General features: G+C 67.9%; 24 protein-coding genes. 3 read left to right on the forward strand and 21 right to left on the reverse strand.

The window, feature by feature from the left end:
• Nucleotides 1–18 precede the first annotated feature (18 nt).
• Nucleotides 19–3,048 carry an Rne/Rng family ribonuclease gene (locus F620_RS0107040; protein WP_019569997.1) on the forward strand — a complete coding sequence of 1,010 codons (3,030 nt, stop codon included), beginning with the start codon at nucleotides 19–21 and terminating at the stop codon, nucleotides 3,046–3,048.
• 59 nt (nucleotides 3,049–3,107) lie between these two features.
• Here F620_RS0107040 and F620_RS0107045 read toward each other — a convergent pair whose 3' ends face one another.
• Nucleotides 3,108–3,614, reverse strand: coding sequence for a low molecular weight protein-tyrosine-phosphatase (locus F620_RS0107045; RefSeq protein ID WP_019569998.1), 507 nt, complete (start codon nucleotides 3,612–3,614; stop codon nucleotides 3,108–3,110).
• Between the two features lie 155 nt (nucleotides 3,615–3,769).
• On the opposite strand from F620_RS0107045, the gene F620_RS0107050 reads away from it, so the two are divergent.
• Together F620_RS0107050 and F620_RS0107055 are read left to right on the forward strand one after the other, a co-directional pair.
• The gene (locus F620_RS0107050; protein WP_019569999.1) at nucleotides 3,770–4,963 is read left to right on the forward strand and encodes a flagellar hook-length control protein FliK; all 1,194 of its coding nucleotides are present in this window, start codon (nucleotides 3,770–3,772) and stop codon (nucleotides 4,961–4,963) included.
• A complete protein-coding gene (locus F620_RS0107055; RefSeq protein ID WP_026300852.1) occupies nucleotides 4,960–5,277 on the forward strand; it encodes an EscU/YscU/HrcU family type III secretion system export apparatus switch protein in 318 nt (105 codons plus the stop codon). The genes F620_RS0107050 and F620_RS0107055 overlap by 4 nt, the downstream gene beginning before the upstream one ends.
• Nucleotides 5,278–5,300: 23 nt before the next feature.
• On the opposite strand, the gene F620_RS0107060 is transcribed toward F620_RS0107055, so the two are convergent.
• The 20 genes from F620_RS0107060 to fliO form a co-directional block, all read right to left on the reverse strand.
• Nucleotides 5,301–5,723, reverse strand: coding sequence for a DUF2802 domain-containing protein (locus tag F620_RS0107060; RefSeq protein ID WP_018869463.1), 423 nt, complete (start codon nucleotides 5,721–5,723; stop codon nucleotides 5,301–5,303).
• An 83-nt stretch (nucleotides 5,724–5,806) separates the two neighbouring features.
• Nucleotides 5,807–6,034 carry a hypothetical protein gene (locus F620_RS0107065; protein ID WP_018869464.1) on the reverse strand — a complete coding sequence of 76 codons (228 nt, stop codon included), beginning with the start codon at nucleotides 6,032–6,034 and terminating at the stop codon, nucleotides 5,807–5,809.
• A gap of 73 nt (nucleotides 6,035–6,107) precedes the next feature.
• The gene (locus F620_RS0107070) at nucleotides 6,108–6,566 is read right to left on the reverse strand and encodes a chemotaxis protein CheW (RefSeq protein ID WP_018869465.1); all 459 of its coding nucleotides are present in this window, start codon (nucleotides 6,564–6,566) and stop codon (nucleotides 6,108–6,110) included.
• 138 nt (nucleotides 6,567–6,704) lie between these two features.
• Nucleotides 6,705–7,451, reverse strand: coding sequence for a chemotaxis protein CheW (locus tag F620_RS0107075; protein ID WP_019570000.1), 747 nt, complete (start codon nucleotides 7,449–7,451; stop codon nucleotides 6,705–6,707).
• Nucleotides 7,448–8,251 carry a ParA family protein gene (locus F620_RS0107080; protein WP_018869467.1) on the reverse strand — a complete coding sequence of 268 codons (804 nt, stop codon included), beginning with the start codon at nucleotides 8,249–8,251 and terminating at the stop codon, nucleotides 7,448–7,450. Before F620_RS0107080 ends, F620_RS0107075 begins: the two co-directional genes overlap by 4 nt.
• A gap of 17 nt (nucleotides 8,252–8,268) precedes the next feature.
• On the reverse strand, nucleotides 8,269–9,144 hold the full coding sequence (gene motD, locus F620_RS0107085; RefSeq protein ID WP_019022101.1) for a flagellar motor protein MotD: 876 nt from the start codon (nucleotides 9,142–9,144) through the stop codon (nucleotides 8,269–8,271).
• A 7-nt stretch (nucleotides 9,145–9,151) separates the two neighbouring features.
• Nucleotides 9,152–9,895 (reverse strand): flagellar motor protein, encoded by a 744-nt coding sequence (locus tag F620_RS0107090; protein ID WP_019570001.1) that lies wholly within the window; start codon nucleotides 9,893–9,895, stop codon nucleotides 9,152–9,154.
• Nucleotide 9,896: 1 nt separating this feature from the next.
• A complete protein-coding gene (locus F620_RS0107095) occupies nucleotides 9,897–11,009 on the reverse strand; it encodes a chemotaxis response regulator protein-glutamate methylesterase (protein WP_018869470.1) in 1,113 nt (370 codons plus the stop codon).
• A gap of 2 nt (nucleotides 11,010–11,011) precedes the next feature.
• Nucleotides 11,012–13,270, reverse strand: coding sequence for a chemotaxis protein CheA (locus F620_RS0107100; RefSeq protein ID WP_019570002.1), 2,259 nt, complete (start codon nucleotides 13,268–13,270; stop codon nucleotides 11,012–11,014).
• A gap of 72 nt (nucleotides 13,271–13,342) precedes the next feature.
• Nucleotides 13,343–14,125, reverse strand: a complete 783-nt coding sequence (locus F620_RS0107105; RefSeq protein WP_019570003.1) for a protein phosphatase CheZ — start codon at nucleotides 14,123–14,125, stop codon at nucleotides 13,343–13,345.
• A 35-nt stretch (nucleotides 14,126–14,160) separates the two neighbouring features.
• Nucleotides 14,161–14,541, reverse strand: a complete 381-nt coding sequence (locus F620_RS0107110; RefSeq protein WP_018945949.1) for a chemotaxis response regulator CheY — start codon at nucleotides 14,539–14,541, stop codon at nucleotides 14,161–14,163.
• Nucleotides 14,542–14,580: 39 nt separating this feature from the next.
• Nucleotides 14,581–15,342 (reverse strand): RNA polymerase sigma factor FliA, encoded by a 762-nt coding sequence (locus F620_RS0107115; RefSeq protein WP_018945948.1) that lies wholly within the window; start codon nucleotides 15,340–15,342, stop codon nucleotides 14,581–14,583.
• Nucleotides 15,339–16,163 (reverse strand): MinD/ParA family protein, encoded by an 825-nt coding sequence (locus F620_RS0107120; RefSeq protein ID WP_019570004.1) that lies wholly within the window; start codon nucleotides 16,161–16,163, stop codon nucleotides 15,339–15,341. The genes F620_RS0107115 and F620_RS0107120 overlap by 4 nt, the downstream gene beginning before the upstream one ends.
• On the reverse strand, nucleotides 16,147–17,553 hold the full coding sequence (flhF, locus tag F620_RS0107125; RefSeq protein ID WP_081621747.1) for a flagellar biosynthesis protein FlhF: 1,407 nt from the start codon (nucleotides 17,551–17,553) through the stop codon (nucleotides 16,147–16,149). The genes F620_RS0107120 and flhF overlap by 17 nt, the downstream gene beginning before the upstream one ends.
• 55 nt (nucleotides 17,554–17,608) lie before the next feature.
• Nucleotides 17,609–19,708 (reverse strand): flagellar biosynthesis protein FlhA, encoded by a 2,100-nt coding sequence (gene flhA, locus F620_RS0107130; protein WP_019570006.1) that lies wholly within the window; start codon nucleotides 19,706–19,708, stop codon nucleotides 17,609–17,611.
• Nucleotides 19,705–20,865, reverse strand: coding sequence for a flagellar biosynthesis protein FlhB (gene flhB, locus F620_RS0107135; protein ID WP_019570007.1), 1,161 nt, complete (start codon nucleotides 20,863–20,865; stop codon nucleotides 19,705–19,707). The genes flhA and flhB overlap by 4 nt, the downstream gene beginning before the upstream one ends.
• 1 nt (nucleotide 20,866) lies before the next feature.
• Complete coding sequence (fliR, locus tag F620_RS0107140) at nucleotides 20,867–21,619, reverse strand: flagellar biosynthetic protein FliR (protein ID WP_038081646.1); 753 nt, start codon at nucleotides 21,617–21,619, stop codon at nucleotides 20,867–20,869.
• Between the two features lie 29 nt (nucleotides 21,620–21,648).
• A complete protein-coding gene (gene fliQ / locus F620_RS0107145; RefSeq protein WP_018869480.1) occupies nucleotides 21,649–21,918 on the reverse strand; it encodes a flagellar biosynthesis protein FliQ in 270 nt (89 codons plus the stop codon).
• A gap of 9 nt (nucleotides 21,919–21,927) precedes the next feature.
• Nucleotides 21,928–22,683, reverse strand: coding sequence for a flagellar type III secretion system pore protein FliP (gene fliP / locus F620_RS0107150; RefSeq protein WP_051081238.1), 756 nt, complete (start codon nucleotides 22,681–22,683; stop codon nucleotides 21,928–21,930).
• On the reverse strand, nucleotides 22,680–23,114 hold the full coding sequence (fliO, locus tag F620_RS0107155) for a flagellar biosynthetic protein FliO (RefSeq protein WP_019570010.1): 435 nt from the start codon (nucleotides 23,112–23,114) through the stop codon (nucleotides 22,680–22,682). The genes fliP and fliO overlap by 4 nt, the downstream gene beginning before the upstream one ends.
• Nucleotides 23,115–23,116 lie beyond the last annotated feature (2 nt).

The following is a 23,116-nucleotide window of genomic DNA, read 5'->3' on the forward strand; positions in this document are numbered from 1 at the left end:
CCCCAACGAGTCCATCGCATGAAACGCATCCTGATCAACGCAACGCAGCCGGAAGAGCTGCGCGTCGCCATGGTCGACGGCCAGCGGCTGTACGACCTCGACATCGAACTTCCCTCGCGCGAGCGCAAGAAAGCCAACATCTACAAGGCGAAGATCACCCGCGTCGAGCCCAGCCTCGAAGCAGCCTTCGTCAACTTCGGGGCTGACCGCCACGGCTTCCTGCCGTTCAAGGAAATCGCCCACTCGGCGGTGGGAGCACCAGCCGACAGCGACAAGCCCGTCCGCGAGTTCCTGAAGGAAGGCCTGGAAATCCTGGTCCAGGTCGAAAAGGAAGAGCGTGGCACCAAGGGTGCAGCGCTCACGACCTTCATCAGCCTGGCCGGGCGCTACCTGGTCCTGATGCCCAACAACCCGAAGGCCGGCGGCGTGTCGCGCCGGATCGAGGGCGAGGACCGGGCCGAACTGCGCGAGGCCCTGTCGGGCCTGAACATCCCCGAAGAGATGGGCCTGATTGCCCGCACCGCCGGTGTCGGCCGCAGCACCGAAGAGCTCCAGTGGGACCTCGATTACATGACCGCGCTGTGGTCGGCGGTGACCGAGGCCTCGAAAAAGGCCCGGGCCCCTGCCCTGATCCACCAGGAAAGCAACGTCATCATCCGTGCCCTGCGCGATCACATGCGCACCGATGTCGGCGAGGTGATCATCGACGATGACACCATCTACGAACAGGCCGACGAGTTCGTGCGCATGGTCATGCCCAACAGCCTGCGCAAGCTGAAGCACTACACCGACCCGGTCCCGCTGTTCAACCGCTACCAGATCGAAAGCCAGATCGAGAGTGCGTTTGACCGCGAGGTGCAGCTGCCCTCCGGCGGCGCCCTGGTGATCGACCACACCGAGGCGCTGATCTCCATCGACGTCAACTCGGCGCGCTCGACCAAGGGCGGCGACATCGAGGAGACGGCCTTCCATACCAACCTGGAAGCGGCAGAGGAAGTCGCGCGGCAGCTGCGGATCCGCGACCTTGGCGGCCTGATCGTCATCGACTTCATCGACATGAGCGCCAACAAGCATCAGCGCGAGGTCGAGAACCGCCTGCGCGAGGCGCTGGAAATGGATCGCGCGCGCGTTCAGGTCGGCCGCATCAGCCGCTTCGGGCTGCTGGAAATGTCGCGCCAGCGGCTGCGCTCCTCGCTGGGCGAATCCAGCCAGATCACCTGCCCGCGCTGCCACGGCCACGGCCAGATCCGCAGCGTGGAATCCATGGCGCTGTCCATCCTCCGCCTGATGGAGGAAGAAGGCATGAAGGACCGTACGGGCCTGGTCCTGGCCCAGGTCCCGGTGGATGTGGGCACCTTCCTGCTCAACGAGAAGCGCCAGGCCATCGGCGAGATCGAAGAGCGTCACGGGGTCGAGATCAGCATCATCCCCAACCCGCAGTTCTTTACCCCGCATTTCACCGTGCAGCGCGTGCGCGGCGACGAACGCGAGGACGTGGTCAGCGATCGCAGCAGCCACCAGCTGGTGGAGATCGTGGAGGAAGACCCGGACCCGCACCAGGAGCGCCGGCAGAAGCCGGAAAAACCGCTGGTTCAGGGCGTCAGGGTATCCGCACCACCGCCGGAGTCCCCGGCCGCGCCGCCGACCGGTGCGGGTTCCTCCGCTCCGGCCGGGCCGCCGCCGGAACCGGTGGCCCAGCCCGGATTCTTCGGACGCATCTGGTCCGCGCTGTTCCCCAACAGCCGTCCCCCGGCCAGCACTGCCGGCACGCCGGCCGAATCGGACACGGCGCCAGAGGGCGAAGGGCGTGGCCGGCGCCGTGGCAAGGGTGGCGAGCGCGGGCCGGATCGCAACCGCAAGTCCGGCGACAGGAGCGGCGACAGCGGTGGCAATGGCAGCCGCCGTTCCCGCGGCGGCAAGGGTGACAAGTCCCGCAAGTCCGACAAACCCGACAAGTCCGGGGAGGAAACGCGCACCGGCAAGGGTGGCGGCCGGAGCGGCGGCAAGCCCGAAGGTGATGACAAGCCGCGCAAGGAGAAGACCGGCGACCCCGGCGAAGTCAAGGACCAGTCCCCCGGCGGCGGGCGTTCCGGGAAGAGCGGCGGCGCCGACAAGTCCCGCAAGGGTGAAGACAAGAGCGAAGCCAGGACCGCCCCTGAAGGCGCGAAAACGGCCGAAACCAGCACCGAAACGCCCGTGGAGGCCACCACACAGGAAGCCGCGGATCGTGCGCCGGAGACCTCCGGTAGCGGCGTGGACAGCGGGGATGACGGCAAGGGGCGGACGCGCAGCCGGCGTTCCCGCCGTGGTGGCCGGCGTCGTGGTGGCCGTTCCCGCAGCGCCGACGCGGCAGCTGACAGCCAGGAGACCCGTGACGACCAGGACGCCAGCGCCACCGATTCCGGCGGCACCGACTCCGGCGAGCCCACGACCGACAACAGCGAATCCGGATCGCGGGCCCCGACCCCGGTCCGCTCCGACGCCGAAGCACCGGAGGCGAGCCCCTCGCAGGAAGACAGCGAGGCGGCACCGGCATCCGGCGGTCGCAAGCCCCGCACCCGCAAACCGGCGAAAAAGAAGGAACCCGCCGCCAGCGAAGGGGACGCGGACAACCAGGCCACGGCCGAGGTACAGGCGGAACAGGCTCCGGAGGCGGCCAGCGATGACACCGGCGAAGACGCGAGTGGAAGCAGCAGCCGTCGGCGGCGTTCCTCCGGGAGCCGCGGACGTTCGCGGGCCGCGCAAAAGGCGGAGGGCAATACGAGTGACGAGGGCAGCGCGGAGCCGGTGACGGAGCCCGCCAGCGAAGCGGCTACTGCATCCGCGCCCGAAACCGGATCATCCGACGGATCCCCGGAGTCCAGCACGGCCCCGTCCAGCCGCCGTCGCCGCACGAGTTCGACCCGGTCCCGCAAGAGCGCACCCGCGAGCGAGGCCTCCGACGCCAGCCCGGCGGCGGACGCCGGGGACAGCAAGCCCGCGGACAGTGAGCCCGCGGACACCGGTGGCGAGACGGACGCAGACGGTTCCGGATCCAAGAAGGACTGAGGCCCGGTTCCATGAATCCCGCCCCCGCAGGCCCGCCCCTGTGGCGGCGGGATTCCCGGTCAGCCGGTGGATCCCTTCCCCGGCCGGATGCCGTGCTCGCGTTCGAAGTGCTCGAGCAGGCCGTCCGCGGCCGCCTCGACCAGGTCCATCACATGGACGAAACCCTCCCCTCCACCGTAATACGGGTCCGGGACCTCGGTTTCGGGCCGGTTCACGGCGTACTCGGGGAAGCGTTGCAGGCGGGCGCGCGTATCCTTGCCCTGCAATTGGCGAGCAATCCGCTCGTTCGCCTCGTCCATTACCAGGATGTAGTCGAATTCATCGAAGTCTTCGCGTTCCAGCTGGCGCGCGCGCAGGTGGCTGATGTCGTAGCCGCGGCCCCGGGCTTCATCGCGCGCCCGGGGATCCGGCCCGGAGCCGATGTGATAGCCATGGGTCCCGGCCGAATCGACTTCGATCGCGTTCTCCAGCCCGCGCTCGCGCAGGCGCTGTTCGAGTACGCCATGTGCCATCGGCGAACGACAGATGTTACCCATGCAGACCATGAGTACACGCAGCTTGGACATGTTGTTTCCTCTGTTGATGAATAAATGACTCGACGCGGCGGGAGCCTGCCCTGCCGCGGCCGTTGTGACAAGCAGGCATGCTCGCACCCGAGATTCCGCCCGAGCCGGGCTTTGTGCCATGCTGATCCGGCATTCCAGCGAGAAGAGCGTTCCCCATGGGCGATTTCACCGGCTCGCGTCCTCTGCTACCCCTCCCCGCCCCCGCGGACGGTGCGCGTGCCGGCGGGGTCCGCGATCCGCTGGCCGCCGTTGGACAGCGGATGGAGGTCCGCATGATCGAGCGCCTGGCGGACGGCAACGTCCGGCTGCAGCTGCCCGCAACCGGGGGTGGTAGCGGTGGCAGCGGCGATCGCCCCGGCGTGATGGTCGCTCGGCTGGCCGGCGCGATGTCCGAGGCGCTGGCTGCCCGCGCCGAAAGCGGCCAGCGCCTGATGGCCGAGGTCACGCGCAGCTCGCCCTCGCTGGAAGTGCGGCTCCTGCCGTCCGCGGGTTCACCGGGCGTCGGGACCGGGTCGCCGGCGGAGATGGATCGCCTGGCGGCCTTGCTGCGCCGGACCCTGCCCGCGGCGCGCGCCCTGGCACCAACGCTGCAGGCCCTCTCCGCCGCCGCAACGCCCGCGGACGCCCGCTCCGACACGGCCTCGATGCGCATCGACGCCCTGGTGCGCGGTCTCCCCGACGTCTCCGGCCTGACCCGCCCCGAAGGCCTGCAGCAGGCGACGCGTGCCTCCGGGGTGTGGCTGGAGTCCATGCTGGCCCAGTCCGGTACACCGGGCAGCGCGGGCCCGAACGTGTCGGGCGACCTCAAGGCCCGGCTGCTGCGGGCGGCCGACGCCCTGCGGCAGATGCCCGGCACCGGCCCGGGCGTCAGTGCCGGGTCGGCCCCCGCGGGCGGGACGGGCCCGCTGCTGGAGGGCATGCTGGCCCGCCTCGCCAGTCTCCAGCTGCAGGCCGCCAGCGACGGAGCGGATCCTCAGCGCTGGTTGTTCGAACTGCCATTTCGGACCCCGCAGGGTATACAGGGCCTGCATGGCGAGATCGAAAAACACGCCGGCGAACACGACGGGGCCACCGAAGGGGACTGGCGCTGTCGCCTGACCCTCGATCTGCCGGCCCTGGGCCCGACCCTCATCGTGCTGCATTCACGGGCCGGACAACTGCACATACATTTTACCGCCGAACATGCGGAGACCGTGGAACGCCTGCAGGCCGGCCAGGGGTCCCTGCGCGACAACCTCGCCGCGCGCGACCTGGAACCGGCGAGTCTTGCGGTGCGTCAGGGCGACGTGGATACCGATCCGCAGGCCCGGCCGGACCGGGTGCACGGCATGCTGGACGAACGCGCATGACTCGTGGCCGCGACAGGCGAACGGGCGGGGCCACGGGGGCGCCGGGGCATGACCGGGCGGTCGCCCTGGAGTGGGATCGCCGGCAGGCACCGCGCATCACAGCTTCGGGCGCCGGAGTGACCGCGGAGGAGATCCTCCGGATCGCCGAGGAAAACGATATCCCGCTGCATCAGGACGCCGCCCTGACCGAGGCCCTGGCCCAGGTCCCGCTGGGCGAGGAGATCCCCGAGGAGCTTTATGTGGCCGTGGCGGAGGTACTGGCCTTCGTGTTCCTGCTGGCGGGGATCACCCCGGAGGACCTCGGACGATCCTGATCAGCCCCCGTCATCAGCCCCCGTCAGTCGTCGTCACGCGCACTCCCGGCACCGTGCAGGCTGTAGATCAGGTCCAGTTCCGCAGCGGTCAGGCTGCAGAGCCGGCGGACTTCCTCGCGCGGATAACCCTCGCGGACCAGCTGAATGGCCTTCTCGTACGAGCCCTGATCAGGGTCACGCGCGCGCAGCTCGGTGTGCTGGTCGTGCAGGCGTTCCAGCGCCCGCTGTACCGAAGCCTGCGCCTGACCGTGATTGATCACCCCTTCGGACAGGACCTTCATCGCCCCCTGCAGGGCCATCAGGGAGGTCGCCTGGCGCTGGTAGTCCTGCCGCAGAGCCGTGAGCTGCCGCCGCAGCAGCAGCACCAGCGCAACGGCGAATCCCGCCACGATGGTGGCCAGCAGCGCGATCCCCGCCGCAAGCCAGACCAGTAGATTCTCTCCCATCAACCCGTGCTCCCCGTTGGCTGGCCCGATTGTCGCGTGAAGTCACGGTCCGAGGCCAGTCCGGAGATGCGATGCGACGGCAATCAGGCGTATTCGTCGATCCGCCCGCCCCGGCGCCGTTCGCGTTCGGCCAGGCGTGGCGGTTTCTGCTGGGCCGGGGGGATCCCGGGGCGCAGGATCGGGTCGCGATCATGGTCGTCGCTCAGGGCGTGGCCGGCCACACTGGTGTGAACCGGACGCACGTCGCGAGGTGGTCTCAGGACCGGGTAAAGCGGCCGTACGGAACGGTCGTGCTGGAGCTCGTCCACCATTTTTTCACCTCCCGCACGGGCGGTCCGTGCATCGGTGCGCCGTCCCGCCCGACCGGGTGAATCCGGCGCCGGGCTACAGCTCCCGCAGCTGCGCCCACTCCTCGTCGGAGAGGAGCTTGTTCAGGTCGACCAGGATGGTCAGACCCGCTTCGGTACTGGTGACGCCCTGGATGAAACGGCTGCTTTCGTCGTTGCCGACCTCCGGCGCCGCCTCCACGCTGTCGGGCGAAATCCGCACCACTTCGGACACCGAATCCACGAGGATGCCCACGTTCTGGTCGTCCACGTCGATGATCACGATGCGCGAGGCATCGTCCGGCTCGCGGTCTTCCAGCCCCATGCGCCGACGCGCATCAATTACCGTAACCACGTTGCCGCGCAGGTTGATGATGCCGAGGATGTAATCCGGTACGCCGGGCACCGGCGCGATATCCGACACCTTCAGCACCTCCTGGACCTGGAGCACGTCGATGGCGTAGGTCTCGTCGGCCAGGCTGAAGGTCACGTACGGAGCGGTATCGGCCTTGGCCATGGATTCAACGTCTTGTGCGCTCATGCTCATCCTCTTGGAGCGGTCGTGTCCGGCGGGACGGACACGCAACATGGATTCTTTTTCAATGTAACGGCCGACGTGCGGGCGGCTTGAAGGCCACCTGGTCCGGCCGGTGGTTCACCCCTGGCCGGACTCCCAGTCCCCGGCCTCGAGACTGCCGTGCAATGCCGTCAGGTCCAGCAGGGTCGCCATCTTCTCGCGATCCACGCCCGCGAGCCACGGCAGCCGGCGCCGTTCGCTGCGCCAGCGAAGCTGTTCGGGATCGATCGTGCGGGTCCCGTGGATCGCCCGGCAGGCCAGCGCAAAGCGCGAGTTCGCGAGGAAGACCACCTGACGCGCGGTGTCCGGTTCGTACTCCCGGTCCGATGGCGTCACGATGGCGGCGAGGTCGATCAACTGCACCCGGCCCTGCTTGCTGTCCGCGATGCCCAGATACCACGGAGAATGCGCCGGCGTCGGGCGGATGTTCAGCTGATCCAGCGGCGTCACGCCTCCGAGGTCCACCAGGGGGGCCAGCAGGGTCAGAGGCCCGGCTTCGATGACCAGGGCCGAAAACGGCTTTTCCGGCCGGGGATACGTCGGACCCGCGGGAGATTCCGGCGGCGCGGCGGGGCCGGAAACCGGCGCCGGTTCGCTCGCCGGAACCTCCACCGGGCTGTCCACCGGCTCCAGGATGTCGTCGCGCATCAGGCTGCGCGGGCCGGCCGGTGCCTCGGCCACCGGTGTACGCGAATCCTGCGCGGACCGTTCCTCCTTCTGCTCGGCGGGGGCCGGCTCCGGCGCGTCCAGCAGGTCGCCGAAGTAGTCCTCGAGGGCCTGTGGCTCGGCGAGCAGCGGCCCGTTCTGTTGCCGGTGACGGCTCATTTCGCCTGTCTCCTCTCCCCGTGGGTCCGTGGCAGCCGTCCGCCGATGGTTTCCAGCAGGTCGGCATAGGCCAGCACGCCGCGGGCATCCGGGATCATGAAGCAAAGCGGCTGTCCTGCGCTGGAGGCATCACGGAACTTGGTATCCACCGGAATCACCCCGGACCAGACCTCGTCGCCGTACTGCCGCCGCAACTCGGCCAGCGCTTCGTGTGCCGCGCGGGTTCTCCGGTCGAACAGGGTCGGGATGATGCGGTAGTTGAGTTGTGCCTTGCGCGATTTCTGGACCATCGTCAGGGTGTTGATCATGCGCTCCAGCCCCTTCAGGGCGAGGAATTCCGTCTGTACCGGGACCAGCAGTTCGTCGCAGGCCGCCAGGGCGTTCACCATCAGCACGCCCAGCATCGGCGGGCAATCCATCAGGACATAGTCGTAGTCGTCCTGCACGCCCTCCAGGGCATGGCGCAGCACCAGCCCCATGCCGCCCCGCGTACCGAGCTGACGGTCGAGCGTCGCCAGCGCGGTACTCGCGGTCAGCAGATCCAGTCCCGGGAACGGTGTCTCGCGTATCAGCCCGGCCGGGTCCGGACGCTCGCCTTCCACCGCCTGATTGAACAGTTCGTACACGCCACGCGTCGCGGTCTCGGGGTCGTGTCCGAAGTACGCGGTGAGCGAGCCGTGCGGGTCCATGTCCACCAGCAGCACCCGCTGGTCCGGACCGGACAGCAGTCCGCCCAGGGTCACCGTCGTTGTGGTCTTGCCCACCCCGCCCTTCTGGTTGGCTACTGCCCAGATCTTCATGCGACGTCCTCTCGTGGCTAAGGCGACGGCAATTCGTCACGCAGCTGTTCCGGTTCCCGTTGTCCGTCCTCGCGCGGGGGGGCCCCGGGCAGCACCACGATCGCCACCCGGCGGTTTTCCGCCCGCCCGGCCGCGGTCTCGTTGTCGGCCACGGGTCGGTGTTCCCCGTGCCCCAGCGCCACCATGTCGGCCGGGTCCATGCCCTGCTGTTCGAACATCCTGACTACTGTGGCCGCCCGCGCGGCGGACAGTTCCCAGTTGGAAGGATAGACCTCCGTGGTGATCGGGACATTATCGGTATGCCCCTCGACGTGAATGCGCGCCGCGCGCGGCGCCAGCACCCCCGCGATATCTTCCAGCACGGGCTCCGCATCCGGGTTCAGGGTGGCCTCGCCGCTGGGGAACAGCAACTGGCTGGTGATCTCGATCTCCAGCCAGTAGGTGTCCCGCGTCACGTCCACCTGCCCGTCCTCGATCATCGGTGCCATCGCCGATTCGATCTCGGCGGCCACCTCGGCGATCTCGTCCAGCAGGCCCTGCAGGTCTTCGTCACCGCGCTCCTCGAACAGACCCGAGGCCGCCCGGTCCAGCGCTTGCGGGCCGTCGTCCAGCAACCCCGGCCGGATGTCGATGGGTGCCAGCGTACGCGGTACGTCCGCGTCCGACGGTGGCGCGACCACGCCGGGATCGCCGACCTGGATCGGCTCCAGCTGCCCCGGGGTCCCGAAGGCTTCCACCAGCGAATCGGACAGCACCCGGTACTTGCCCTCGTCGACCGAGGAGATCGCATACATCACCACGAAAAACGCGAGCAGCAGCGTCACGAGGTCGCCGTAGGGGATCGCCCAGGCTTCGTGGTTGGCTTCCTCCTCCTGACGTTTGCGCCGGGCCATGTTCGTCCTACCCGTGCACGTAGCCGCCGAGCTTGCTCTCGATATTGCGGGGGTTCTCCCCCTCCGCGATCGCGATCAGACCCTCCATCAGCATCTCCTGGTGACGGGAGCGCTCCTGCACCAGTGCCTTCAGCTTGTTGGCCACCGGCAGGAACAGCAGATTCGCCGAAGCGATCCCGTAGACCGTGGCCACGAACGCGGCCGCGATCCCGGCGCCCAGACGATCCGGATCGGTCAGGTTCTGCATCACCGCCATCAGCCCCATGACCGCGCCCACGATGCCGAGCGTGGGCGCATACACCCCCATGCTCTCGAAGACCCTGGCGCCCTGCAGATCGAAGGCCTCGCGGTTGTCCACGTCGGATTCCAGGATCTGCCGGATCACCTGCGGCTCGGTTCCGTCCACCAGCAGCTGCAGCCCCTTGCGGGCGAACGGGTCGCGTTCCTCTTCGGCTACGCTCTCCAGTCCGAGAAGTCCTTCCTTGCGCGCGATGTTCGACCATTCCACCACGCGGCGAATCATCGCGGCGTTGTCGATCGCCGGCGGACGAAAGACCCACGGCAGCATCTTCATGCCGTGCATGAAGACCCCCAGACGCGCCTGCACCAGGGTCGCGCCGAGGGTGCCCAGCACCACGATGATGAACGCCGCGGCATTCCACAGCGCGCCGATCCCGCTTCCCTTGGCGATGCTTCCGCCCAGCACCGCAACGAGCCCCAGGAGAATCCCGATGAGGCTCAGGATATCCATGTCAGCAGAACCCCTTGACCAGGGCCGGTCCAATCTCCGGCAACGGATACACGTGGTCCGTCAATCCGGCCTCGGCGACCGCCGCCGGCATGCCGTACACCACCGAGGTCGCCGCATCCTGCGACCAGACCTGGGCCCCGCAACCCTTCAGCGCGCGCACGCCCTCGCGGCCGTCCGCCCCCATGCCGGTCAGGATGATGGCCAGGACCTGGCCGCGCAGCGCATCGACGGCCGATTCGAAGGCCGCGTCCACGCTCGGCTTGTAGATGGTGCCCGCCGGACTCTCGGTCACCCGCACGCGGGTCTGGGAACCGCGTTCCAGCGTCAGCTGCTGGCCACCGGGGGCCAGCAGAGCCGTGCCCGGACGCAGGAAATCGCCGTCCACCGCCTGCTTGATGCGGATCGGGCAGATCGCGTCCAGTCGTTCGGCGAACGCCGGGGTGAAGCTTGCCGGCATGTGCTGGACCAGCACCACCGGGAGCGGAAAGTTCGCCGGCAGGTGCTTGAGCACCTCCTGCAACGCCACCGGGCCGCCGGTGGAGGTCCCGATCAGTACCGCGCGCAGGGAACTGAGCGGTGCCGGCGGACGGGCCACCGGCGGCTTGGGCGTCTCGCGCGCGGTTTCGCTCGCCTTGCGGTCCGCCGCCTGCCGGCGTTCCGACACGGGTGCCTCGGTTTTCGGCCGGTCCCCTCCCGGCGCACTGGAGGAACGGGCGCGGCTGCGCGCCAGACTGCGGACCCGCCGGCGCAGCAGGGCACGCGCACTGTCTTCGTCCCCGGCCATGTCGGAGAAGCGTTTGGGCAGAAAGTCAACCGCCCCGGCCTCCAGCGCGTCCAGGGTCGCCTGGGCACCCTCGGTGGTCAGGCTGGAGAACATCAGGATCGGTCGCGGATGGTCCGCCATGATCTTGCGGACCGCCGTGATGCCGTCCATCACCGGCATCTCGATGTCCATGGTCACGACATCCGGGTCCAGTTCCTTCACGGCGTCGACCGCCTTCTGGCCATCCTCGGCCGTACCCACGACCTCGATCCCGATATCCGCGTTCAGGATCTCCGCAATCCGGCGTCGGAAAAACCCGGAATCATCCACCACCAGAACCTTGACCGGCATCCTCAGCCCTCAGCTCGTCGGGCGGCCCGGCGCGCGCGCCCGCTGCCCGGTACCTGATTCACCAGCAGGGTGACCAGGTCCGAGACATCCAGAATGAGTGCAATGCCACCATCGCCGGTAATGGTCGCCCCCGCCAGGCCCTTGACCCCCTGAAGATTCTGGCCCAGAGGCTTGATGACAACTTCTTCCTGCCCCACCAGACCGTCGACCACCAGGCCGACCTTGCGATCGGCCGCGTGGACCACGACCACATGGGCGTTCTCGCGGGGTTCGGGCTCCACGCCGGGCTTCGCCCAGCGCGACAGATAATGGATCGGCAGGGTCTGGTTGCGCACCACAATGACTTCCTGCTCGTCCACGTAATGGGTCTGGGTGAGATCCAGATCAAGGATCTCGGAGACCGCCGCCAGCGGGATCGCGAAACGGCGTTCGCCCAGAATCACCATCAGCGCCGGCAGGATCGCCAGGGTCAGCGGCAGCTTCACCCGCAACGTCGTGCCGACGCCGACCTCCGATTCGATCTCCACGGTGCCGTTGAGCTGGTTCAGGCTGGTCTTGACCACGTCCATGCCCACGCCGCGCCCGGAGACATCCGAGATCTCGGCCTTGGTCGAGAAACCGGCCATGAAGATCACGTTGAAGGCCTCGCGGTCGGTCATGCGCTCGGCCATCGCGGGCTCCATCAGCTCCTTTTCCACTGCCTTGCGGCGCAGCGCATCCGGGTCCATGCCGCGCCCGTCATCCTTGATGATCAGGGCGATATGGTCGCCTTCCTGCGCCGCGCCCAGCACTACCGTACCCCGGCGAGGCTTGCCGGCCGCCTCGCGTTCCTCGGGCATCTCGATCCCGTGGTCCACCGCGTTGCGTACCAGATGGACCATCGGATCCGCCAGGGCCTCGACCAGGTTCTTGTCGAGGTCGGTCTCCTCGCCGAAAATCTCCAGATCGATTTCCTTGCCCAGGTTGCGGGACAGGTCGCGGATCACCCGCGGAAAGCGATTGAAGACCTTCTTCACCGGCTGCATGCGGGTCTTCATCACCGAGGCCTGGAGATCCGAGGTCACCAGCGCCAGCGAACTGATCGCCTTGCCCAGCTCGTCGTCCACGTGCTCCGAGCGCAGCATGCTGAGCCGGTTACGCACCAGCACGAGTTCGCCCACCAGGTTCATGATCTCGTCGAGGCGCTCGGTATCCACGCGCACCGAGGTTTCGCCCTGGTGTCCACCGCCGCCCTGGCCGCCGCCCCCGGTACTCCCGCCGGCGCCGCCACCGCCGGAAGCGCCGCCGCGCGCACCGCCGGAGGCGGGCGCAGGACCGGAACTTTCCGCTTTCTGTTCCTTTTCCTTCCCGGCCGTGTCCCCGGGCGAGGCTGCCGCCGGTTCTGCGGCGGGCCCGGTGTCCGCATCTCCGGTCCCGCCCGCCGCGGCGGCGGACGGGCCCGGCTCGGCCGGCGCGGTCGGTGGGCCGGCTCCTTTCGCCTGCAGTTCGTCGAGCAGGCTCTCGAACTCATCGTCGGTGATCTCGTCGTCGCCACCACCCGCGTCACCGCCATCCGCGGCCGCGACCTCCGGGGCCGACTCCGCTGCCGTGCCCGGATCCACCGGCTTCGGTGGCTGGTCTCCGTGCAGGCTGTCCAGCAGGGCTTCGAACTCGTCGTCGGTGATCTCGTCCCCGGCACCCACGCGGACTTCGTCATCGCCCGGCGCGTCATCGGCTGCCGGCTCCGGCGCGGACGGCGACTCGGCCGCTTCCTCCAGCGCCTCCGACGGCCAGTCGTCGGCCGTCGCCGGCGCTGCCTCCCCGGCCGGTGCCGCGTCCGGCGTTTCTTCCGCGACCGGGGCGGCTTCGTCCCCGCCGCCGACGGGGACCGTTTCGTTGCGGGCCATGCGTCGCAGGGTGTCGACCAGATCTTCGGGCGCCGGCGTCGGCTCCTGGCCGTCGCGCAGCTCGCCGAACATCACGTTGAGGGTGTCCAGCACCCGCAGCATGGTGTCCATGAGCTGGCCGTCCACCTGGCGCTCGTGATTGCGCAACAGGTTGAAGACGTCTTCGGCGTTGTGGCAGACCGTCACCAGCGGGTCCAGCCCGAGAAAACCGGCCCCGCCCTTGATGGTATGGAAACTGCGGAAGACCGCGTTCAGCAGATCGGTATCGTCCGGATGCTGTTCCAGGTCGATCAGCTGTTCGTTCAGGCCTTCCAGCAGCTCCCCCGCCTCGATCAGGAAGTCCTGGAGGATTTCGTCGTTGGGGTCGATGGCCATGCGGTCTCTCCGTTCCGGTGACTCGAATCGTCGGCAGATGGCTGCCGGTGCAAGGGGATCCCGGGACGGACCCTAGAACCCCAGGCTCGACAGCAGATCGTCCACCTCGTCCTGTCCTTGAACGACATCCGTGCCGGAATCTTGAGTGTGGGGCACCGCGGGTCCATGCCCGCGGCGGTCCTCCTCGCGCGCGGTTTGTTCCGCCTCCGGGGCCTGTTCGGCCGCCGCCCGGGCATCCTTCTCCAGGCGCCCGGAAGACAGGCGGATCAGCGAGACCAGGCTTTCCTCCAGGTCCGTGACCAGACGGATGACCCGCCGGATCACCTGCCCGGTGAGATCCTGGTAGCTCTGTGCCATCAGGACCTGCGACAGCAACCGGCGCAGTTCTTCGGTGTCCTTGCCGGTCTGCTCGAAAAACGCATCGAGTTCGCGCGCGAACTCGCGGAATTCCTCCACCGACAGTTCGCGGTTGCGGAACCGGGTCCATTTCTCGGTGAGTTCCGCGGCGCGCCCGGCGAACGCCTCGGCAATCGGCAGGGACGATTCCACCGCATTCAGGGTTTCGTGCGTGGCCTGTTCGGTCTGGGTCACCACGTAACTCAGACGCTCGCGCGCATCCGGAATCTCGTCCTGTGCCAGCTCGACCAGACGCGAATCGCCCCGGAAGCTCTCCAGGGCCTCGTGCAGTTCGCGGGTCAGCTTGCCCAGTTCGTCGAACAGTTCGCGCTCGTAAGGCCGCGCGAGCTCCTGGATCAGGCGGCGCGAAGCCTCCTCGTCACCGCCTTCCAGAGCGCCCACCAGCTCCCGCGCCAGTGCGAGCCGGTCTTCCCCGGAGGCATTCTCTTGTTCGGTCATCGGGTCTCTCTTGCCGTGTCAGCCGGTCGCGGTATTCAGCCTTGAGCTTCAATACGTTCGAAGATCTTTTCGATCTTCTCCTTGAGCGTCTCGGCCGTGAAGGGCTTCACAATGTAACCGTTCACGCCGGCCTCTGCCGCCTCCACGATCTGATCGCGCTTGGCTTCGGCCGTGACCATCAGCACCGGCAACGATTTCAGCCGCTCGTCCTTGCGCACCTCGCGCAGGAGGTCGATGCCCGGCATGTTGGGCATGTTCCAGTCGGTGATCAGAAAATCGAAGTCGCCGTTCTGCAGCATCGGCAGGGCGGTGCTCCCGTCGTCGGCCTCCATGGTGTTGTTGAAGCCAAGATCCCGCAGGAGATTCTTGATGATGCGCCGCATCGTGGAGAAGTCGTCCACGATCAGGATTTTCATACCCTTGTCCACAGTTCGCTCCGGGAATGTGTTTGAACCTTAGAATATCTGCAGGGACTCGACGTCTTCGAGCCACGAGCCCAGACGCGCCCGCAGACGGTGCACCGCCTGGCTGCGGATCTGGCTGACGCGCGATTCGGTCACGTCCAGCACGGCACCGATCTCGCGCAGGTTGAGTTCTTCGGTGTAGTACAGGTTGAGCACCAGTCGTTCACGCTCGGGCAGATCGCCCAGTGCGCCGGCCAGTTCCTCGCGGAACTCCCCGGCCTCGATGCGCCGCGACGGGGACTGCTCCTGCCCTTCCAGCACGCGATCCGCCTCGCCCTCCGGGCCGCCCACCTCGTCCAGCGCGAACAGATGGGCACCGGCGTGATCATCCAGCATCTGGTAGTAGGTTTCCACCGGGACGCCCAGCTCCTCGGCGATCTCCGGGGCGCGGGCGGCGCGGCCCTCGCGGGCCTCCACCGTCTGCATCGCCTCGGAGATCCGCCGGCTGTTGCGGTGCACCGAGCGCGGCGTCCAGTCGCTGCGACGCAGCTCGTCGATCATCGCCCCGCGGATGCGGATCCCGGCGTAGGTGGCGAAGGTCGCCCCCTGGCCGCCTTCGAACTGCCGCGCGGCCTCGATCAGCCCCACCATGCCCGCCTGCACCAGGTCATCCACCTGCACCGAGGCCGGCAGCCGGGCCATCAGGTGATGGGCGATCCGATTCACCAGCTCGACGTGGTCCGCGACCAGCTGATCCGGTCCTCCGGTCCCCGCCCGGGCGTATCCCGAAAGTCTGTTCTTTGGCGTGTTCATGCGCTTTGCAGCATCCTCTCGACGAAGAATCCAACCCCCCCGCTGGCGCCGCGGGCCACCGGCCAGCCGTCGACCTTGCGCGCGAGCTCGAGGAACGCCCGTCCCGCCGGGCTGCCCGGAGACTGCTGCACCACCGGCGCCCGTTTCTGCACCGCCTGGCGCAGGGCATCATCCAGCGGAATCACGCCCACCAGATCCAGTATGACCTCCGGCAGATAGGTGGAACAAACCGCCTGCAGCTTCTGCATCACCCGTTCCGCGCCGGCACGGCCCTGCACCATGTTCGCGACCACGCGGAACCGGTTCACGCCATGATCCCGATGCAGGACCTTGATCAGCGCATAGGCGTCGGTCATCGATGCCGGCTCGTCGGTGACCACCACCAGGGTCTCCTGCACGGCCTGACAGAAACTGGTCACCGACTCCTGCAACCCGGCGGCGGTATCCACCACCAGCACGTCCAGCGGTCGTGTATACATGCTGAAGGCCTGGATCAGGCCGTGATGTTCCGGCCGGCTCAGGTTGGCCATGGTCGCGATCCCGGACGCGGAAGGCACCACACGGATTCCCTCCGGGCCCTCGATGATCACGTCCTCCAGATCCTCGACGTCCCCGGTCACCAGGTCGTGCAGCGTCCGCTGCGGACGCAGGCCCAGCAGCACATCGACGTTCGCGAGCCCCAGGTCCGCATCGAACAGCATGACCTCGCGTCCCAGACGGGCCAGTCCGACCGACAGGTTGACCGAGACATTGGTCTTGCCGACCCCGCCCTTGCCCGAGGCCACCGCGACCACCTTCAGGGGCTTAGTGTTGTGTGACATGACGTCCCTTCAGCACCGGTTGAATCATTTCCAGCGGGGCGGGTTCCTCGCCCGCGGCCGGCTCGTCCGCGGATCGCGGCCGCCGGGCCTCGCGTTCCGTCGCCTGGCGCCGCCGCCAGGCCTGCATCGCCTCGTCGACCCAGGCATCGGCCGCCCCGTGTTCGGGTTCCTCCTGCAGCGCCAGGCGGGTCAGATGTCCGGTATCCACGCGATGGAAATCCTCGGCGATGCGCTGGCCGTCGCTCATGAATGCGACACCCAGCGGCTGGTCCAGCAGCACCGAAAGCACCTCCCCCAGCTGTTCCGCCTCGTCCAGCTTGGTCAGCACCAGGGCCGAGGGTTCCGTGGGGGCGAATGCCTCCAGCACCCGCCGCAGGGCCATGCCCTGGGTGGTGGCCGCGATCACCAGCCAGGTCTCCGCGCGCACGTCGGCAGGCATGTCCGTCAGCAGGGGTTCGCGCGGGGCGGTACGCGGCGACTGTCCGGCGGTATCCACCAGGATCAGGTGCCCGCTGCCCGCCGAGCGCCGCGCCATCTCGCGCAGCTCGGCCTCCGTCTCCACCACACGCACCGCGGTGCCCGCCATCTGGCCGAAGGCCTGCAACTGCCGCGTCGCGCCGATGCGCTGGGCGTCCATGGTGACCAGGGTGACCGAATCCGGCCCCATGCGGCGGATCTGGCGCAGTGCAATCCGCGCAATGGTGGTGGTCTTGCCGACCCCGGTCGGTCCCTCCAGCGCGAGTACCCCGCCCTCGTCGAGGATCGAGGCGCGCGCGGTCACGATGGCGCCCGACAGGCGCGCCCGCAGGCGCTCCCATGCCTCCTCCGAGGTATGATCGTCGAGGATGCTGCCGGCCAGGCTGCGCGCCAGCGGCTCGCGGAAGCCCAGATCCATCAGCCGCGCCTTGCATTCGGCCGCCAGTGGATGCCGCGCCGCCCAGCGGGCCTGCTCGTTCTCTTCGTACTGCCGCGTCAGCAGGCTGCGCAGATCCCGCAGTTCCTGACGCATCGCGGACACCTCGGGGTCGGTGGGCCATTGCGGGGCCGGCCGCTGCCGGGACGCGGCACCCGCCCCCCCGCCGGTGGAAGCCGCCGCGGGCTCCGGTGCGCGGGGCTGCTCAGCACGTGGCGCCGGTTCATCGCGCACGCCCTGGCGCATCGATCCCCGGGCGGGGCGTGCCCCGCTGCCGGCGTCGTCCTGCCGCGGGGCACCCCGGCCGTCACCCTCCGCCGTTCCGGCGGGCGCCTCGCCGCCATCGAGGGCGGCGACCACCTCCAGCCAGCCGTCGACCCGGCGGCTGGACAGGATCACGGCGTCCTCGCCCTGCTCCTCGCGGACCTGGCGCATCGCGTCGCGCATGTCCCGTGCCCGGTATCGTCTGACATTCATCGTTCGCTCTCCCGCCGATCGTTGACTGGTGCTTCAGGCCATGCCCGTTCGCACATCACGCCGACTTCTTGTCTGCTTCATCCTGTCCCACCGTGGCCACCACCCGGATCCGCCGGTTGTCCGGGATCTCGGTGAATGCGAGCACGGTCAGGTTGCGCACCGCGCCCCGCAGCCATCCGGCGATCCAGGAGCGGATTTCCGGGGCCACCACCAGCACCGTCGGCTGTCCCGCCGCCTCCTGACGCTGGGCGGCCTCGCCCACCGATCGCTGCAGGCGCTCGGCCAGGCCCGGCTCCAGTCCGACGGTGTCGCCATTGCTGCCCTGCAGAGACTTATGCAAAAGCTGTTCCAACGAGGGGTCGAGGGCGATCAGGGGCAGCTCCTCCTCCGGTCCCACCAGGTCCTGGACGATGGAGCGCGACAGCGCGACCCGGACTGCGGCAGTCAAAGTGCCGGGATCCTGACTCTTGGCACCCTCCTCTGCCAGGGTTTCGGCGATCGTGCGCAGATCGCGGATGGAGACCTGTTCGGCCAGCAGGTTCTGCAGCACCTTCAGGATCACGCTCAGCGACAGCGTCTTCGGCACCAGGTTTTCCACCAGCTTGGGCGAACGCTGCGCCAGCTGGTCCAGCAGGTGCTGGGCCTCCTCGTGGCCGATCAGCCGGTGGGCGTTCTCGCGGAACACCTGCGACAGATGAGTGGCGATCACCGTGGATACGTCCACCACGGTGTAGCCGGCCCCCTGCGCCTGTTCGCGGTTCTCGGGGTCGATCCACAGGGCATCCAGGTTGAACGTCGGATCCTTGGTCGGCGTGCCCGGCACCTCGCCGAAGACCTCGCCCGGATTGATCGCCAGCTCCTTGTCCGGGAACACCTCCGCCTCGGCGACGGTGACGCCCAGCAGAGAGATGCGGTAGGTGTTCGGACTCAGTTCGAGGTTGTCGCGGATATGCACCGGCTGCAGCAGGAAGCCCAGCTCCTGCGACAGCTTGCGGCGCACGCCCTTGATCCGCCCCATCAGCTGCCCGTCCTGGGTCCGGTCGACCAGCGGGATCAGGCGGTAGCCGACCTCCAGCGACACCAGATCCACCGGCGGCACGTCGTCCCACGACAGCTCGCGGTTTTCCGGCGAGGGTTCCTGCTCGGCCTCCGGCAGACGCTCCACCTCGGCCGCCTCCTCACGACGCTGGCGCGACATCAGATAGCCACCTCCGGCGGCCAGCGAGGCCAGTCCGAGGAACACCGCATTGGGCATCCCCGGCACCATGCCCAGCGACGCGATCACCCCGCCGACCACGTACATCACGCGCGGGTTGGAGAACATCTGCCCGACCACCTGCTGGCCCATGTCCTGGGTGGTGGACACGCGCGTCACGATGATGGCGGTGGCCGAGGACAGCACCAGTGACGGGATCTGCGCGACCAGCCCGTCGCCGATGGTCAGCAGCACATAGTTGGTGGCGGCATCGCCGATCGACATCCCGTGCTGCAGGGCGCCGATGGTCAGTCCGCCGATGATGTTCACGAACAGGATCAGGATGCCGGCGATGGCGTCACCGCGCACGAACTTCGAGGCCCCGTCCATGGAACCGTAGAAGTCGGCCTCCTGGGCGATCTCGTCGCGCCGCCGGCGCGCCTCCTCCTGCGTCAGAAGTCCCGCATTGAGGTCGGCGTCGATCGCCATCTGCTTGCCCGGCATGGAGTCCAGGGTGAAGCGGGCGCTGACCTCGGACACGCGCCCCGCGCCCTTGGTCACCACCACGAAGTTGATGATGATCAGGATCGCGAACACCACCAGGCCGACCGCGTAGTTGCCGCCGACCACGAAGTCGCCGAAGGCCTGGATGACCTGCCCGGCCGCGTCCGTCCCGGTGTGCCCTTCCAGCAGGATCACCCGGGTGGAGGCGATGTTCAGTGCCAGACGCAGCAGGGTTGCCACCAGCAGCACCGTCGGGAACACCGCGAATTCCAGCGGCCGCGGGGTGTACACCGCGACCATGATCACCACCAGCGACAGCGCGATGTTGAAGGTGAACAGCACGTCCAGCGCCACCGGCGGCAGCGGCAGCACCATCATCGACAGCATCGCGATCAGCAGCAGAGGGGCCCCCAGCCCCCAGCGGCCCATGCCGCTCAGGCGATCGAAGAGGTTCATGCGTCACCCTCCCGGCGCCGGCCGTAACGTCCCTGGTGGGGATCGAGATATTCGTCCGGCACCGGCAGGTCGTCCGGCATGTCCACGCCCTGGTCGGCCCGCTTGAGCTGGTAAACGTAGGCGAGGATGCGCGCCACGGCCACGAACAGCCCGTCGGGAATCTCGCGGTCGAGGTCGGTGGTGAAATAGAGCGCGCGCGCCACCTTCGGCGCCTCGACCCGGATGATCTCGTGCTCGTCGGCGATCTCGCGGATATTCGCCGCGACCTCGTCGACGCCCTTGGCCACCACCTTCGGCGCCGACATCTTCGAGGCCTCGTAGACGATCGCCACGGCATAGTGCGTGGGGTTGGTGATCACCACGTCGGCCTTCGGCACCTCTTCCATCATCCGGCGCTGGGCCATTTCCTGCTGTTGCTGGCGAATCTTCTGCTTGACCTCGGGCTTGCCGTCGGTCTCCTTGTACTCGTCCTTGAGCTCCTGCCGCGTCATCCGCAGCTGCTTCTGGTGATTCCACATCTGGAACGGCGCGTCGATCGCCGCGACGATGATCAGCGCCGCCGACACCGCGATGAAGGTGCCGAGCGCGATCTGGGCCGCATGCGACACGCCCTGGTGCAGTGGCTCGTAGCCCAGTCCCAGGAGACGGTCGGAGAACGTCCACAGGGTCAGCATCGCGACCGAGCCGACCAGCGTGAACTTGGCGAGGGTCTTGCCGAACTCCATCAGCCCCTGCCAGGAAAAGATCCGCTGCAGGCCCTTGATGGGGTTCAGCTTCGATGCCTTGGGCGCCGCCGCCTGCCAGGAGAAATTGGCGCCGCCGATCAGGATGGGCGCCATCACCGCCGCCACCATCAGGATCCCGAACAATGGCAGCAGAGCCATCAGCGTCTGAAAGATCTGATCGGCCAGGTACGGCAGCAGCAGATCCGGGTCATGGGCCAGCTCCGGCTCGAAATCCAGGCGCGCGCGGGTCTGGTTGGCCAGCTGTCCGCCCAGAGTCGGGCCGAAGAACAGCATGAAGATCCCGGCGGTGATCAGCACCAGAAAGGTCGACAACTCCCGCGAGCGCGGGACCTGACCCTTCTCGCGCGCCTCGCGGAGCCGTTTCTGGGTCGGCTCTTCGGTTTTTTCCTGTCCGTTCTCGTTCTCGGCCATGTCAGAACCCCAGCAGGACCTGCATCAGTCCGAAACCTTCCATGGCCAGCTCGCCCACGCGCTCGGGCAGCCCGGGCAGGATCAGCAGCAGGAGGACGAAGCCCATCAGGATCATCATCGGGAACCCGACGGCGAAGATGTTGAGCTGAGGGGAGGCCCGCGTGATGACCCCCATGGAGATGTTCACCACCAGCAGCGAGGCGACTGCGGGCAGCGCCACCAGCACCGCCCCGGCAAACATCGTCTGGCCGAACAGCGCCACCTGCATGAAGGCCTCCGCATCCAGTCCGGACGGCGCGACCGGCATGGTCTCGAAGCTCGCCAGCAGCAGCTCGAACAGGATCAGATGGCCGTTCAGGGCGAGAAAGATCAGCGTCGCCATGGTCACGAACACCGTGGAGATCACCGGTACCTGAATACCCTGCGCCGGATCCATGACCGAGGCGAAGCCCAGCCCCATCGACAGGGCCACCACCTCCCCCGCCTGCGTCAGTGCGGAGAACACCAGCTGCAGGATGAAACCCATGGTCAGGCCGATCAGGACCTGATGCAGGGTCACGATCGCCCCTTCGAGGCTGATCGGGTCCACCTCGGGCAGGGCGGGCTCCTGCATCGCCACCACCACCGCCAGCACCAGCGCCAGGCCCATGCGCATGCGCGCGTTCAGCTGGTCGCCGCCGAAGATCGGCATGACCACCAGCATCGCGCCAATCCGGGCCAGCGGCCACATCACGGCGGCCACCCACACCAGCATCTGGTCGGTGGTGATCTCCACGAGGCCCCCTAGCCCACCATCCCCGGCGCGTTCTCGTACAGGCGCTCGGTGAACTCGATCACCAGTGACAGCATCCAGTGTCCGCTGATCAGCAGCGCGGCGAACATGGCCAGCAGCTTGGGAATGAACGACAGGGTCATTTCCTGGATCTGGGTCGCCGCCTGCAGCATGCCGATCGCCAGGCCCACGGCCAGCGCCGTCAGCAGCGGCGGCGCCGCCAGCAGGACCACCACCATCAGCGTCTCGCGCCCGATATCCACGACCGTTTCGGGTGTCATCCGCCTCTCCTAAACAAAAAAGCTGGTTGCCAGCGTGTTCATCAGCAGGGCCCAGCCGTCCACCAGCACGAACAGCATCACCTTGAACGGCAGCGAGATGATCAGCGGCGACAGCATCACCATGCCCATCGACATCAGCACCGAGGCCACCACCAGATCGATGATCAGGAACGGGATCAGGATCAGGAAGCCGATCTGGAACGCCGTCTTCAGCTCACTGGTCACGAACGACGGCACCAGCAGCGACAGCGGGATGTCGTCCGGATCCTCGAAGCCGTCGATGCCGTTGATCTCCGCGAACATGCGCAGATCGCTTTCGCGGGTCTGCTCCAGCATGAAACCCCGCAGCGGCTGGATACCCGTTTCCAGGGCCTCTTCGGTGCCGATCTCCTCGGCCAGGTAGGGCTCCACCGCCACCTCGTGGATCTCTTCGAACACCGGCGCCATCACGAACAGCGTGAGAAAGAACGCCAGCCCGATCAGGATCTGGTTGGACGGTGTCTGGGACGTGCCCAGGCCCTGGCGCAGGATAGCCAGCACGATCAGGATCCGGGTGAAGGCGGTCATCATGATCAGGGCCGCCGGCAGCAGGGTCAGCAGCGTCATCAGCACGAGGATCTGCAGGGTCACCGACCAGGTCTCCCCGCCGTCCTCGTCCGTGGTGATGGTCACCGCCTCGATGCCCTGCCCCACCTGAGCGCCCGCCAGGCCGGGCAGTAGCCACAACCCCGGCAGCAGCCAGGGCAAACAGCTCCGCAGACTCACGACTCCTGTCCTCCCCCGCTGGCGCGGCGCGAACGTACCGCGCGCTTCAGCACGCCGGAAAAGTCGGGGCCTTCGCCGCCGGCGGGCACCTCGACCGGCGTCTCCATGGTGTGCAGCGTGCGGATCCCCGAGGGCGCCACGCCGATCAGCACCTGTTCATCACCCACGCGAACCAGCATCAGCCGTTCACGCGCACCCACCGAGCGGACCGACTGGACATCGATCATCTGCCGACCGTGGCCCACGCTCCCCTGGGTGCGCCGGAGCACCCAGGCCAGCACCACGATCGCCACGATCACGATCATCAGCCCGCCAATCAGCTGCGTCAGGTAGGCTGCGGCGTTCATTGCGCCGCCGTCCTCGTCGGCCAGGGCGCCGGCCGGCAGCCACGCCAGCAGCCAGAGCGATCCGGAAAGAACACGCGAGCACATGA

Source organism: Thioalkalivibrio sp. ALE11 (genome assembly GCF_000381205.1).
Taxonomy (GTDB): Bacteria; Pseudomonadota; Gammaproteobacteria; order Ectothiorhodospirales; family Ectothiorhodospiraceae; genus Thioalkalivibrio.

Coding starts and splice junctions, on each gene's coding strand:
- flhA (WP_019570006.1), bottom strand. CDS start 19,708: ATGAACCTCTTCGATCGCCTGAGCGGCATGGGCCGCTGGGGGCTGGGG.
- F620_RS0107045 (WP_019569998.1), bottom strand. CDS start 3,614: ATGTCCAAGCTGCGTGTACTCATGGTCTGCATGGGTAACATCTGTCGT.
- F620_RS0107115 (WP_018945948.1), bottom strand. CDS start 15,342: ATGAACACGCCAAAGAACAGACTTTCGGGATACGCCCGGGCGGGGACC.
- F620_RS0107105 (WP_019570003.1), bottom strand. CDS start 14,125: ATGACCGAACAAGAGAATGCCTCCGGGGAAGACCGGCTCGCACTGGCG.
- F620_RS0107095 (WP_018869470.1), bottom strand. CDS start 11,009: ATGCCGGTCAAGGTTCTGGTGGTGGATGATTCCGGGTTTTTCCGACGC.
- fliR (WP_038081646.1), bottom strand. CDS start 21,619: ATGCTGGTGTGGGTGGCCGCCGTGATGTGGCCGCTGGCCCGGATTGGC.
- F620_RS0107120 (WP_019570004.1), bottom strand. CDS start 16,163: ATGTCACACAACACTAAGCCCCTGAAGGTGGTCGCGGTGGCCTCGGGC.
- F620_RS0107090 (WP_019570001.1), bottom strand. CDS start 9,895: ATGGATATCCTGAGCCTCATCGGGATTCTCCTGGGGCTCGTTGCGGTG.
- F620_RS0107055 (WP_026300852.1), top strand. CDS start 4,960: ATGACTCGTGGCCGCGACAGGCGAACGGGCGGGGCCACGGGGGCGCCG.
- fliO (WP_019570010.1), bottom strand. CDS start 23,114: ATGTGCTCGCGTGTTCTTTCCGGATCGCTCTGGCTGCTGGCGTGGCTG.
- F620_RS0107100 (WP_019570002.1), bottom strand. CDS start 13,270: ATGGCCATCGACCCCAACGACGAAATCCTCCAGGACTTCCTGATCGAG.
- F620_RS0107075 (WP_019570000.1), bottom strand. CDS start 7,451: ATGAGCCGTCACCGGCAACAGAACGGGCCGCTGCTCGCCGAGCCACAG.
- F620_RS0107070 (WP_018869465.1), bottom strand. CDS start 6,566: ATGGCCAAGGCCGATACCGCTCCGTACGTGACCTTCAGCCTGGCCGAC.
- F620_RS0107040 (WP_019569997.1), top strand. CDS start 19: ATGAAACGCATCCTGATCAACGCAACGCAGCCGGAAGAGCTGCGCGTC.
- flhF (WP_081621747.1), bottom strand. CDS start 17,553: ATGAATGTCAGACGATACCGGGCACGGGACATGCGCGACGCGATGCGC.
- F620_RS0107110 (WP_018945949.1), bottom strand. CDS start 14,541: ATGAAAATCCTGATCGTGGACGACTTCTCCACGATGCGGCGCATCATC.
- F620_RS0107050 (WP_019569999.1), top strand. CDS start 3,770: ATGGGCGATTTCACCGGCTCGCGTCCTCTGCTACCCCTCCCCGCCCCC.
- F620_RS0107065 (WP_018869464.1), bottom strand. CDS start 6,034: ATGGTGGACGAGCTCCAGCACGACCGTTCCGTACGGCCGCTTTACCCG.
- F620_RS0107080 (WP_018869467.1), bottom strand. CDS start 8,251: ATGAAGATCTGGGCAGTAGCCAACCAGAAGGGCGGGGTGGGCAAGACC.
- F620_RS0107060 (WP_018869463.1), bottom strand. CDS start 5,723: ATGGGAGAGAATCTACTGGTCTGGCTTGCGGCGGGGATCGCGCTGCTG.
- flhB (WP_019570007.1), bottom strand. CDS start 20,865: ATGGCCGAGAACGAGAACGGACAGGAAAAAACCGAAGAGCCGACCCAG.
- motD (WP_019022101.1), bottom strand. CDS start 9,144: ATGGCCCGGCGCAAACGTCAGGAGGAGGAAGCCAACCACGAAGCCTGG.
- fliQ (WP_018869480.1), bottom strand. CDS start 21,918: ATGACACCCGAAACGGTCGTGGATATCGGGCGCGAGACGCTGATGGTG.